This is a genomic window from Microcystis sp. T1-4, from assembly GCF_000297435.1.
GTDB lineage: Bacteria > Cyanobacteriota > Cyanobacteriia > Cyanobacteriales > Microcystaceae > Microcystis.
Genome location: NZ_CAIP01000032.1, coordinates 1 through 12,684 on the forward strand (window position 1 = coordinate 1; position 12,684 = coordinate 12,684).

Here is a 12,684-nt window from a genome sequence, read left to right on the forward strand (position 1 = left end):
CCTCCCACTTGATAATTCATAATTCATAATTCATAATTCCTCCCAGCTTATGATTCCCCTACAATTAACCCTGAAAAATTTTCTCAGTTATCGCGAGGCAGTGCTAGATTTTCGCGGATTACATACTGCCTGTATTTGTGGTGCCAATGGTGCAGGAAAATCCTCTTTACTCGAAGCAATTACTTGGGCAATTTGGGGAGAGAGTCGCGTCTCGATTGGTGATGATGTGATTCATGGGGGCAGCGATTATGCGCGGGTAGATTTCGAGTTTAGTTATGGGGGAGAAATCTATAAAATTATCCGTAGTCGTCACCGGGGGGGAAAAGCTTCTGGTTTAGATTTTCAGGTGATCAATGATCAGAGTTTTCGTCCTTTATCGGGTAAAAGTATTAAAGATACCCAAGCACAGATTAATACTTATCTAAAAATAGACCATAAAACTTTTATTAATTCTGCTTATTTACGACAGGGACAAGCGGACGAGTTTATGAAACAGCCTCCCAGTGGTCGTAAACAGATTTTAGCAGAATTATTACAACTCGATCGCTATGAAATTTTAGCGAATAAAGCTAAGGATATATCGAAACAATTTGATGGACAGTCCCTCCAGATCGAGCAGCAGGTAGAAACTATCAAACTCCGTCTTCAGGAGAAAAATTCTTATCAGCAACAGCTGCAAGAGTTAAATACCCAAATTGACCAAATTAATCAAGAACAAGAGGTAAATAATCGCCGTTTACAGCAACTACAAGGGGAAGAAAATCAGCGTCAGAATTGGGAAAAACAGCTGCAGTGGCAAAGAGAACAGGAGCGAGCTTTATTAGCAGAAATCGAGAGATTAGACCGGGAAAAAGTTAGTCTAGACAATCAATTAAATCAAATAAGGACTATTCTTCATCGCAAAAATGAGATTATTACCGCACACGAGCGCCTAATCAATTTAGACCAGAAAGAGGCCAGTTTGTCAAGTCAATTACAAGCTTGGCAACAGGCCCAGTATGATAAACAACAATTAGAACAGAAATTACAGCAAAAAATTAACGAATTTACCCTTCCCATCCAACAAACGAGCGCTCGTTTAGAAGAATTGGGAAGACAGGAACAAGAAACTCAAAAAATTATCGAGCAAGCGGGGGATATTCAAGCAGGATTAGAGAAGTTAAATTATCATCGTCAACGTCTTCAGGAATTGGATAGATTAGCTTTAAAATATGCTCCTTTAAATAGCCGGAAAGCTGATTTAAATATGCAGTTGGAACGGGAAAAAGCCAGGATTAATGCTCGTCGGGAACAACTGCAAAGAAATCGGCAACAATTAGAGACAGAAATCGCTCGTATTCCTGTACTAAGAGAGGAAGCTCTCAATTTAGCCAAACGGATTAAGGAACTGGATAAAAAACAAACCTATTGTGAACGAGTTGAAGAAAAGGAAACTCTTAAACAAGTGGATAAAAAAAGTTTATTGGAGCAACAAAAAAGATATGAAGAACAACTTTTAGAGTTAACTGATAAATTGGAAAAATTAAATATTCCCGATTCGGTTTGTCCTTTGTGTGAACAGAATTTAGACAGTCATCACCGTCATCAAGTAATCAGAAAAACCCATCAGCATCAAGAACAAATTCAAGAGCAAATCTGGTCCCTACAGGAAGGGATGGCAGACTGCGATCGAGATTTAAAACGTTTACGGGAGGAATTAGCCCAAATTAAACAAGAATTGCCAGCAAGATCGAGCCTACAACAAAAATATGTGCAGTTAGAAGTTAAGTTAGAAACTATTGAAGAAAAGGAAATAGAACTAGAAAAAACCGAGGAGATACTTGTCCAGTTAGAAGCACTTTTAAGCAGTGGCAATTATGCCCTAGAATTACAGCAAGAATTGCAAATTGTCAATCAAGAAATCGCCCTATTAAACTATGATGAACAAAGTCACGCTTTAGTCAGAGGAGAAGAAAAAAGATGGCGTTGGGCAGAAATTCAAGAATCAGAACTTAAGCAAGCAAACCGTCGTTTAGCTAATATCAAGGCCGAGAAACCTAATTTAATTAATCGATTAGCTAGACTAGAACAGGAGAAACAAGAACTAGGTCAAAACTCCCCACTTAAACAGGAAATTGAACGCTTAGAAAAGCTTATTCAAAACTTGAATTATGATCGCGGTGAACATCAGAATATTCAAAATCTGATCCGACAATTACAGGGGGTAAGATTACAGTATCAAGACTGGCAACAAGCAGAAAAAAATTATCCAGAAATAGCCGCTAAAATCGCTGACATTGAGCAAAGATTACAGGTGCGAAATGAGGATCGCCAGAAGCTGAATCAGGAGTTAGCAAATATTAGTCAAAAGATTGGTACTTTGACCGACTATCGCCAAGAAATAGCCGCATTATCGACTAATATTCAACAGCGAAGACAGATAATTGATGGATTACTCTCCCAAAAAGGTCGGGTTGAGGAGAAATTACATCAACTAGAAACTTTAGGTAAACAACTGACAGAAAAAGAGGGCGATTTAGCTAAAGTTAAACAACAATATAGAGTTTATAAAGAGTTAGCCCTAGCTTTCGGCAAAAATGGTTTACAAACTCTGATGATTGAGAATGTTTTACCAGAGTTAGAAGCACAAACTAATCATATTTTAGCTCGCTTAACTGGTAATCAATTTCATGTACAGTTTTTAACCCAAAAAAGCGGTAAAGGTACTAAGAAACAGCAACAAAAGTTAATCGATACTTTAGATATTATTATTGGTGATACCCGGGGATCCCGTCCCTACGAAACCTATTCAGGAGGGGAAGCTTTTCGGATTAATTTCTCGATTCGATTAGCTTTAGCGAGATTATTGGCACAAAGAGCCGGAACAGCCTTACAAATGCTCATTGTTGACGAGGGATTCGGAACTCAGGATGCGGAGGGATGCGAGCGCTTAATTGCGGCAATTAACGCTATATCCGCCGATTTTGCCTGTATTTTGACGGTAACTCATATGCCCCAATTTAAAGAAGCTTTTCAACACCGCATCGAAGTCCGCAAAACCGAACAGGGTTCTCAATTAATGTTATTATCCTAGAAAAAATATTGATGTAAAGATGGAAAAGATTACGATCACAGTAAAACTATTTGCTATTTATCAAGAAGTCTATCAAACTTCACAATTAAACCTCGAATTTCCTGCCCACACTTCCGTGGCAGCAGTGTTAAACTATATTATAGCCCCCTATCCCCAATTAGAAAGATGGCGCGACGTTACTCGTTTTGGAGTTAATCTTCAGTTTGTTTCGGGAGAGAAAATCCTCGAAAATGGCGATGAGATAGTTTTAATTCCCCCCGTTAGTGGTGGCTAAATGGGGTTTGCTGAAAAAGTACGGGCGAAGCATTCGGATAGAAAATCTACGGTTTCACCGATAGGTTATTGTCCGAATGCTTCGCCCCTACAGGACGCGGGCTGATGAAGACGCAAGGTTTTGAAGCACGATTCTCTCAAAATCTTGCACCTGTGGGAGCGAGAAAAGCCACAAAACCCTTACCTTGCCTACATTTCACATTTATTCAGCAAGCCCTAAATGGAGATAGGGAAAATCACAAAAACTGCCACCTTTTTTACTTTTTCCCTGATATCCCGTGTCTAACTGGCAAATTCCCCCATCGGTAGCTCTTCCCCAAGAGTTTTTAAAAATAGTCCAAGACTACACCCCAGAGTCGGATGGCAGCGTCGTGGCACAAATATTATGGCATCGCGGTGTCCAAGATGAGGCGACTCTGCGGACGTTTCTGGATGAGAAAGCTTATCAGTCAAAAACTCCCTTTGATTTTGGGCAAGAAATGAACTTCGCCGTCAAAAGACTGGAAAAAGCCCTAAATAAAGGTGAAAAAGTGACTATTTGGGGTGATTTCGATGCCGATGGTGTCACCGCTACCAGTGTCCTCTGGGAAGGATTGGGACAGTTTTTCCCACCCTATCAACAGTTAGATTATTACATACCCGATCGCCAAAAAGAATCCCACGGCCTCAATTCTCCTGGTATCGAGAAACTAGCGCATCAAGGAACCAGTTTAATCGTCACCTGTGACACGGGAAGCACGAATATCGCCGAAATTGACTATGCAAACAGTCTAGGCATCGATATTATCATCACCGATCATCATACCCTACCCGACGAGCGCCCCGAGGTGATTGCCCTGATTAATCCCCGCTACTTTGTGGAAACCCATCCTTTCTATCATCTTTCTGGGGTTGCCGTTGCTTATAAATTAGTGGAAGCGATGTATTTAACCCTGGCAGATATTCCCAGAAAACCCCTAGAAAATTTACTGGATTTAGTTGCAATTGGTTTAATTGCCGATTTAGTCAAATTGACGGGAGAATGTCGTTATTTAGCCCAAAAAGGTATGCAAAAACTGCAAAATACTCAGCGTTTGGGAGTTAAAAAATTACTCGATTTATGCAACAAAACCGGAGATAGACCGATGGATATATCCTTCGGTATTGGACCGCGAATTAATGCCGTCAGTCGCATTTATGGCGATGCTAGATTTTGTGTGGAATTACTTACCAGTGAAGATGAAAAACGTTGTCACGAATTAGCTGAACAAGCGGAATTAGCCAACATTCGTCGCCAAGAAATTCAACGGGATATTATTAAACAAGTTCAGAAAAAACTAGAGAGAATTGATCTTTCTACCACTAATGTAATTATTTTAGATGATCCCCAATGGATGGCGGGAATTTTAGGATTAGTTGCGGGACAAATTGCCCAAGAATACCAACGACCAACAATTTTATTAAGTACCAGTGAACCACCTTTTGCTAAGGGTTCCGCTAGGTCAATTCGCGAGATCGATCTTTATCAATTAGTATCCTCTCAATCCCATCTTTTACATCGTTTTGGTGGTCATCCTTTGGCCGCGGGTTTAAGTTTAACTATAGAAAATTTACCACTATTTATTGAGGGAATTAATCAACAGTTGCGACGCACAGGAATTGATTTAACTTCCCTTTCTTCCCAGATAGAAGTGGATGCGGTGGTGACGGTTTCCCAATTGGGAAAAAGTCTATTTAGAGAATTAAAATTACTGGAACCCTGCGGGATGGGTAATCCGACACCGAAGCTATTAATTCAAAATTGTTATTTTCACAATCTTTGGCATAAAAATCTTGAGGATTTCAAAGGCAAAAAAATCGCTTATCCCCGGACAACTTTTGAGATTTGGGATAGTTCAATCGAGCAGGGTTTCCCCGGTATGTGGTGGGGTCATCACAAAGACGAAATTGCTGCTGATACCCGTTATGATGCCGTAGTTGAATTAGATTTTAATACCTACAAAAATCGCTATGAAGTGCGCTTAATTGCCCTGCAAACCTATCAACAAGAATACTTAAGCTATAGTAATAAAAAAGATTTTTTAATCGACAATCGCCATCGAGAAATTAGTCAAGAAGTTAGCCAATTAAATCCCCTTTTTCTCTGGGAATGTCCCCGGGATTGGACAAAACTTTCCAGGGAATATCAACAGGCAATTTTACGGGATAAAAAGTTAGTTCTTGCCTATGCTAGTCCTTTAAAAAAATCCGCTCACACCACATGGATAAACCTTGTCGGGATCGGGAAATATTTAGCTAGAACTAAAACCAGCATTTCCTGTCAACAATTACAAAACCGCTTAAACCTCAGTTATCATACCCTAGAATTAGGATTAATTTCCCTAGCAGAAAATGGCTTTAAAGTCAAGAAAAATCAAGAAAATTTATCCTTTGAATTAGTCAATCATGAGGCAAAAATTAATAAGATTGAGCAATTTCTAGAAGCGGTAGCTCTAGAGAACTTTCTCCAGCAATACTTTGCTACTGTTCCCCTAGAAATACTGCAAACAATTCTCAATCATGAAGACTCGATCGATTTCTAGTTATAACCCTTATTTACTGATAACTGATAACTGATAACTGATAACTGATTACTGATTACTGATTACTCCTTGACCGAAGAATTTCGGGGGTTTTGCTAAGGTATAAACTTCCGTATTTTGTGCGATCGCTTGACGAATATAGAGAGGAGTTTGTAACATTCCGAGCAAAGTCATGCCATCAATTAAACGTAATCCTCCTGTAGTTGTATCGCTGATTAATTCATCCACCACCTCGGGATCGGGACGAGTATTTAAAGGATGATTAGCACAGAGAGTAAAACCCCAAGGGGAACCATAACTAGGAGTAGGAGCGCAATAGGAATGAACGTAGGGAAAAACTGCTTTTAAAGTATTCACCAAACGCGCATGATACATCACCGAAGGAGGAGAAACTGGGCCAGATTGGACAACAACAATGCCATTTTCGGCCAAAACTCTTTGTAGTTTTTCAAAGTATTCTTTCGTGAATAGGGGGAAAGAAGGACCCTCTCCGATGGGATCAACCAGATCAGAAATAATAATATCCCATTTATCGTTAGTGGTGTCTAAAACTTCTAAAGCATCGGCCACAACTAACTCAAAACGAGGATCATCAAAAGTGCCTTGGTGCATTTCGGGAAGATGTTCCTTACAAGCTGCCACCACATCCCCATCGATATCGATCATCATCACTTTTTCGATGGTTTTCCAACGCAATAACTCCCGCGTTGTCGCACCTTCACCACCCCCCAGAATTAAAGCAGTTTTTGCTTCTTGGTGGGCAATCATTGCCGGTTGCACTAATGCTTCATGATAAATAAATTCATCCCCCGTACAAGATTGCCATTTCCCATCCAGTACCAAGGCTTTTCCATAGGCCCCCGATTCAACAATATACATCTCCTGAAAAGCGGTTTTTTTGTAGGCTAAAATCCTGGAAACCCCATGACTATAAATGTCCCAGGGGGTAATATATTCGTTAACCCATAGATCCGCTTTTAGTTCACTTCCTGCCATAACTAATCCTCCTTGGGGTGAAAAAGGCACGATCCATCATTATACAACAATTGACAAAATTCGATCGATAACCTGAAATTATCTCCGGGTAATCCCGAAGCTGCCGATAATCGATCGCTGAAAAACGGTAAGCTAGAAAAGATTAGCAAACAGTAAACTTCTAGCCACTAACCTATGAGCAAAAACGAGACTACCGAGAAAAAGATTTTTCTCCTAGATTTTGAGAAACCCCTCTACGAATTAGAATCTCGCATCGAACAGATTAAAGAATTAGCCCAAGAAAATGGCGTGGATGTCTCGGAACAAATTGGTCAACTAGACGAACGAGCTAATCAATTACGTCGTGAAATTTTTAGCAATCTTACCCCTTCCCAAAGGCTACAATTAGCCCGTCATCCCCGGCGCCCCAGTACCCTAGACTATATTCAAGCCATCACCGATGAATGGTTCGAGTTACACGGTGATCGCTGTGGTTACGACGATCCTGCCCTTGTGGGTGGTGTTGCCCGTCTTAACGGTCGTCCCGTGGTGATTATCGGACATCAAAAAGGCCGGGATACTAAGGATAATGTGGCTAGAAATTTCGGCATGGCTGCCCCCGGTGGTTATCGTAAAGCCATGCGTTTAATGGAACACGCCCATCAGTTTAATCAGCCAATTTTAACCTTTATTGACACCCCCGGCGCCTGGGCGGGGGTGGAAGCGGAAAAATTAGGTCAAGGAGAAGCGATCGCCTATAATCTTCGGGAAATGTTCCGTTTAGATGTGCCGATCATTTGTACTGTTATTGGCGAAGGTGGTTCCGGCGGTGCTTTGGGTATTGGTGTTGGCGATCGCCTATTAATGTTAGAGCATTCTGTCTATACCGTGGCGACTCCCGAAGCTTGTGCCGCCATTCTCTGGAAAGATGCCAAAAAATCCGATAAAGCGGCAGTTGCCCTCAAAATTACCTCAAAAGATTTAAAAGAGTTAAATATTATCGATCAGATCGTTCCTGAACCCTCCAGAGGAGCCCATGCTGATCCGATTAAAGCGGCAGCCAATTTAAAAGCCGCTATTAGTGACAATTTAGAGACTTTATCTTTGTTAACACCCCAACAACGGCGCGAATCTCGTTATCAAAAATTCCGCAATTTAGGCGTATTTTTAGAGGCTACAGCTTAATCAGTGATCGGTGAGCAGTTATCAGATGTGAGTTTTCAGTGATTAGTTTGTTTTGTAGATTTGGAAGATTTCAGCTTCAGTTTAAGGGTTGCACCGACAAAGCTATAATATTGATGGCAGGTTCAAAGACACACCAAATGAAACGGGACGAGGTGCTGGCAATTCTAGAGGCACACCGAGAACAGTTACAAAAACTAGGGGTGAAATCTTTGTCTTTATTTGGTTCAGTGGCCAGGGATGAAGCTGATGCCGATAGTGATGTAGATTTGTTAGTAGAATTCGATCGACAAGGTGGTTTTTTTCAACTTCTGCAAGTACAGTATTATTTAGAAGATATTCTGGGATGCTCTGTGGATTTAGGAACTCAGGATGCCTTAAGAGAACATTTACGGGAACCTGTGCTTGAGGATCTGATCAATGCCTTCTAGAGATTGGCGACTTCGCCTTCAAGACATTTTAGAATCTATCAGTGAAATTGAACAGCGAACAAAGGCAATGACGTTTGAGGAATTTGCCAAGAATCAAACAAATATCAAAGCGGTTCTCTATGATTTTATTATTATCGGAGAAGCAACTAGAAATGTACCGAAGGAAATTCAGTCTCGCTATCCTCTTATTCCTTGGCGTTTAATGGCAGGAATGAGAAATGTTGCAACTCACGAATATTTTCAAGTTAATTTAAGTAGAATTTGGGCAACAATTCGAGAAGATTTGCCGACCTTAGTACCACAACTACAAGAAGTATTGTCAAGGGAAAAAAAAACAGAATAGTTGCGGGGCATTTGTCATATTTATCGGGCAATTTAGCCTACTTTTGTGGTTTCTTTTTCGCTGGATTGGGAGGGTTTTAGTTTGCCCTTGAGGTTTGAAGCTGCACCAAGAGTAGCGGGGGTGAGGAGTGCTTGAGTCCTACGCCCCCACAGAACAACTAATATGTAGTAATGTCGGGGCGCAATTGACACCATGATGTCGAGAGAGTCGATTAACTGGCGCTAACTTCAGCAGGATAAACGCTAACTTGACGGCGACTTTTATCCTTGTATTCAAATTTGACCACACCATCAATTAAAGCGAATAAAGTATCATCGCCACCACGACCGACATTTTTACCCGGGTGAACTTTAGTACCCCGTTGACGGATGAGAATATTTCCCGCTTTTACCACTTGACCACCGTAGCGCTTAACGCCTAGGCGTTGGGAACGAGAATCGCGTCCGTTGCGGGTACTACCCGTACCTTTCTTATGAGCCATAATTTCTCTCCAAATGCTTTTTTGATTCTAAAAGTTATTCTTCTTCATCGCTACTATCTTCCACAACTTCAGCGACGGAGGTAGCAGCAGTGGCGACTAGGGTTTTACCGTTATAATTGATTGAATCAATCATAAAACGGGTAATTTCTTGACGATGACCGCGTTTTTTACGGGTTTTCTTTTTCGGGCGCATTTTATAGACAATAACTTTTTTGCCCCGACGATGTTGTATGACAGTGCCTTCGACGGTGGCCCCTTCGATAAAGGGCTGACCGATGCTAATATCATCCTCATCATGGATTAACAGCACTTTGTCGATGGTATGGGTACTTTGTTCATCGACGGGAAGAAGTTCGATATCGTAATAGCGACCTGGTTCCACCCGAATCTGTTTGCCACCGGTCTCAATAATCGCGTAACTCATAAATTTTCTGCGCTCGTTTTGCCGTACAGGTAGCCGAAAAAAATTCCAGCTTTTGTGCTAATGTCTTCACCTGATCCGAGCAGGAATTGACACAATTTACTATCATCTAATATTCGGGGGGCAATTGTCAAGCTTTTAGCCCACCGATTCGCTATATACTAAAAATAATCTTACAAAAAGCTCAATTAAACCGTTATGGAACAGTGGGAAAGCAGAGGACACCTGTTAACCGAACAAATTAACCCAAACAGCCTAAATTTAGACCAATTAAACCCGCTCGAATTGGTGGATCTGTTCAATCGCGAGGATGCCCAAACCCTAAAAGCGATCGCCATGGCCCGGCAAGAATTGGCCCTGGCAATCTCCCTGACCGGTCAAGCTCTGGCTAAAGGTGGCAGACTCTTTTACATTGGAGCAGGAACCAGTGGCCGGCTGGGGGTTTTGGACGCGGCCGAATGTCCTCCCACCTTCTGCACTCCCCCGGAATTGGTACAGGGAATTATTGCTGGTGGAGCGGCGGCGCTGGTGCGTAGTTCCGAAGATTTGGAGGATAAAGCGGAAGATGGGGCGGCCGTGATTGCCCAGCGAGAAATTCACGAATTAGACGTGGTAGTGGGGATTACCGCCGGGGGTACTACCCCCTACGTTCACGGGGCTTTACAGGCGGCAAAACAGCGAGGTGCGACGACGATTGCCATTAGTTGTGTCCCCGCCGAACAGGTGGAAATCGCGGTGGATGTGGATATCCGCTTATTGACCGGACCAGAACTTCTGGCCGGCTCCACCCGTCTGAAAGCGGGAACGGTGACGAAAATGGCTTTAAATATCCTTTCCACAGGGACAATGGTAATGTTAGGCAAGGTGTACGGCAACCAGATGGTCGATGTGGCTGTTACTAATCATAAACTCCATGACCGCGCCCTGCGGATTATCTGTAACCTTAGCGATATTAGTCGTGAGGAAGCGGCTATTTTGCTGGAAAAAAGTGGCCGCCGGGTTAAACTGGCTTTGTTAATGCAGAAAACGGGACTTTCGGCGGCGGCAGGACAAGAATTGTTACAAAAGCATCGAGGGCAATTACGGGCTGCCCTGCAAGCTTATAATCAAATTGATTGATAAAAACCTATTGATTTTGACTTTCCTATGGTTAATATTTCTTCGGAAATTGCTGCGGTCGCTGTTATTTTCCTCTTCGCTGGTGCTATCTTGACTTGGAGTTTTTATCGAGCTAAACCCTACGGCCAACTGGGAATTTTACCTTGGTTACAATCCTTGGTACTAATCGCTCCTTGGTTAATTTTTTTCGGGCTATTTGCGGCGGGAATTTATCTCAATCTAGCGGTAATTCTCTTTTTACTGGTTGCTTCCACCATTATCTATATTTATTTGGGCAACCGTTTACGCTTACTCAAAACCAATCAGATAATTGAACCGAAAGTTAACCAGGCAGTTAGCCAGTCCGTTACTCCTCTAGAAATCCAGGCAGCGGTGACAGCAATTGTGCCGGATGTGATGCCAATTCCCGAAGAGGATTTAAAAGTTATTCAGAGTATTTTTGGGATAGATACTTTTTTTGCCACCGAAACTATCTCTTTTCAGGAAGGGGCAATTTTTAAAGGCAATTTACGGGGAGAACCAGATCTAGTTCACTCGCGCTTAACCCAGAAATTAAGTAATAATTTTGGCGATAAATATCGTTTATTTCTGGTGGAAGGAACCGAGGAAAAACCAGTGGTAATTATCCTTCCCAAAACTAACGATCCTAGTCCTGCCACTCTTGCTCAAAAAAATCTCTCTTTAGTTTTGTTAGTAGCCACCATTGTCACCAGCTTAGAAGCGGCTGGAATTCTATTAGGTTTTGATTTGTTTGGTAATTGGCAGAGATATCGAGAAGCAATTCCCCTGAGTTTGGGTTTATGGTCGGTATTAATTGCCCACGAAATCGGTCATCTAATTATCGCTAAACGCCATAATGTTCGTCTCAGTTTACCCTATTTTCTTCCCACTTGGCAGATTGGTTCTTTTGGGGCGATTACTCGTTTTGAATCTTTATTACCTAACCGCAGTGTCCTATTTGATATAGCTTTCGCTGGTCCTGCTTTGGGAGGTTTGGTTTCTTTAATCTTGTTAATCGTTGGACTGACTTTATCTAATTCGGCCAGCCTTTTTCAAATCCCTAGTAACTTTTTCCAAAGTTCAATTTTAGTGGGTTCTTTAGCGCGGATAGTTTTGGGCGACGAGTTACGAAATGCTGTTATCTCCGTGCATCCTTTAACTGTTATCGGTTGGTTAGGATTGGTGATTACCGCCCTTAATTTACTGCCCGCCGGACAGTTAGATGGTGGTAGAATTGTTCAGGCTATTTATGGTCGCAAAATTGCCCGCCGCACCACTGTGGCAACTTTGGTCATTTTGGGCATTATTTCCTTAGTTAATCCCAGTAATCCGATTCCTCTCTATTGGACAATTTTAGTCGCTTTTTTACAAAGAGAGTTGGAAAGACCGAGTTTAAACGAGTTAACCGAACCCGATGACACCCGCGCCGGTTGGGGTTTATTACTACTCTTTTTAATGTTGGCGACTCTGATTCCTTTAAGCCCTAGTTTAGCGGGACGGTTAGGCATCGGTGGCTAAATACTTCCCCGAAATTCTTGCCATTGATTGCCGTCAAAAAAAAGCTTGACAAAAACTCAAGTCTTGACTTATAATTTTCTTATAATGGGAATCCGTGTGCGCCTATAGACCCCTGATTTTTCCGTAAAATATAGCCTCCAGCATTTACCCCTGAAGATTTGACTTTTGGAGTTGCTTAAAATGTCTAACGAAACTGTCACTTATTCCCTAGAAGCTGTCCTGACAAGGATTGAGGGGAAAATCGACTCTCTGGAAAAACGCCTTGACGAGAAAATCGACTCTCTGGAAAAACGTATTGATGAGAAAA

12 protein-coding genes and 1 pseudogene are annotated in these 12,684 nt (G+C 41.8%); 9 read left to right on the forward strand and 4 right to left on the reverse strand.

Features of this window, described 5'->3' with window-relative positions; all coding sequences use genetic code 11:
* Positions 1–49: 49 nt before the first annotated feature.
* The 3 genes from sbcC to recJ all read left to right on the forward strand — a co-directional run bounded on the left by sbcC (position 50) and on the right by recJ (position 5,907).
* Positions 50–3,073 (forward strand): exonuclease subunit SbcC, encoded by a 3,024-nt coding sequence (gene sbcC / locus MICAI_RS01760; RefSeq protein WP_008196961.1) that lies wholly within the window; start codon positions 50–52, stop codon positions 3,071–3,073.
* A 19-nt stretch (positions 3,074–3,092) separates the two neighbouring features.
* Complete coding sequence (locus MICAI_RS01765) at positions 3,093–3,347, forward strand: MoaD/ThiS family protein (RefSeq protein ID WP_008196963.1); 255 nt, start codon at positions 3,093–3,095, stop codon at positions 3,345–3,347.
* A 277-nt stretch (positions 3,348–3,624) separates the two neighbouring features.
* Positions 3,625–5,907: a single-stranded-DNA-specific exonuclease RecJ gene (recJ, locus tag MICAI_RS01770; protein ID WP_008196964.1), complete on the forward strand. Its 2,283-nt coding sequence runs from the start codon at positions 3,625–3,627 to the stop codon at positions 5,905–5,907.
* Positions 5,908–5,955: 48 nt separating this feature from the next.
* On the opposite strand, the gene MICAI_RS01775 is transcribed toward recJ, so the two are convergent.
* Positions 5,956–6,903 carry a fused MFS/spermidine synthase gene (locus MICAI_RS01775; RefSeq protein WP_008196966.1) on the reverse strand — a complete coding sequence of 316 codons (948 nt, stop codon included), beginning with the start codon at positions 6,901–6,903 and terminating at the stop codon, positions 5,956–5,958.
* Positions 6,904–7,077: 174 nt separating this feature from the next.
* Between MICAI_RS01775 and accA the strand changes: the two genes are divergently transcribed.
* The 3 genes from accA to MICAI_RS01790 all read left to right on the forward strand — a co-directional run bounded on the left by accA (position 7,078) and on the right by MICAI_RS01790 (position 8,838).
* Entirely contained in the window at positions 7,078–8,067 is a 990-nt protein-coding gene (accA, locus tag MICAI_RS01780) for an acetyl-CoA carboxylase carboxyl transferase subunit alpha (protein WP_008196969.1), read from the forward strand.
* Between the two features lie 137 nt (positions 8,068–8,204).
* A complete protein-coding gene (locus MICAI_RS01785) occupies positions 8,205–8,495 on the forward strand; it encodes a nucleotidyltransferase family protein (protein ID WP_002736589.1) in 291 nt (96 codons plus the stop codon).
* Positions 8,485–8,838 (forward strand): HepT-like ribonuclease domain-containing protein, encoded by a 354-nt coding sequence (locus MICAI_RS01790; protein ID WP_008196973.1) that lies wholly within the window; start codon positions 8,485–8,487, stop codon positions 8,836–8,838. Before MICAI_RS01785 ends, MICAI_RS01790 begins: the two co-directional genes overlap by 11 nt.
* Before the next feature lie 32 nt (positions 8,839–8,870).
* Here the strand turns inward: MICAI_RS01790 and MICAI_RS26725 are convergent.
* From MICAI_RS26725 to rplU, 3 genes and pseudogenes are all read right to left on the reverse strand, one after another.
* A pseudogene (locus tag MICAI_RS26725) lies at positions 8,871–8,966 on the reverse strand (PEP-CTERM sorting domain-containing protein); the annotation flags it as partial.
* Between the two features lie 83 nt (positions 8,967–9,049).
* The gene (rpmA, locus tag MICAI_RS01795; RefSeq protein ID WP_002744094.1) at positions 9,050–9,319 is read right to left on the reverse strand and encodes a 50S ribosomal protein L27; all 270 of its coding nucleotides are present in this window, start codon (positions 9,317–9,319) and stop codon (positions 9,050–9,052) included.
* A gap of 34 nt (positions 9,320–9,353) precedes the next feature.
* Positions 9,354–9,743, reverse strand: coding sequence for a 50S ribosomal protein L21 (rplU, locus tag MICAI_RS01800; protein WP_008196982.1), 390 nt, complete (start codon positions 9,741–9,743; stop codon positions 9,354–9,356).
* 195 nt (positions 9,744–9,938) lie between these two features.
* On the opposite strand from rplU, the gene murQ reads away from it, so the two are divergent.
* The 3 genes from murQ to MICAI_RS22865 form a co-directional block, all read left to right on the forward strand.
* The gene (gene murQ / locus MICAI_RS01805; RefSeq protein ID WP_008196984.1) at positions 9,939–10,859 is read left to right on the forward strand and encodes an N-acetylmuramic acid 6-phosphate etherase; all 921 of its coding nucleotides are present in this window, start codon (positions 9,939–9,941) and stop codon (positions 10,857–10,859) included.
* Positions 10,860–10,886: 27 nt separating this feature from the next.
* On the forward strand, positions 10,887–12,377 hold the full coding sequence (locus MICAI_RS01810) for a site-2 protease family protein (RefSeq protein ID WP_008196986.1): 1,491 nt from the start codon (positions 10,887–10,889) through the stop codon (positions 12,375–12,377).
* A gap of 180 nt (positions 12,378–12,557) precedes the next feature.
* On the forward strand, positions 12,558–12,684 hold a 127-nt coding region (locus MICAI_RS22865), incomplete at its 3' end, for a DUF4164 family protein (RefSeq protein ID WP_157221706.1).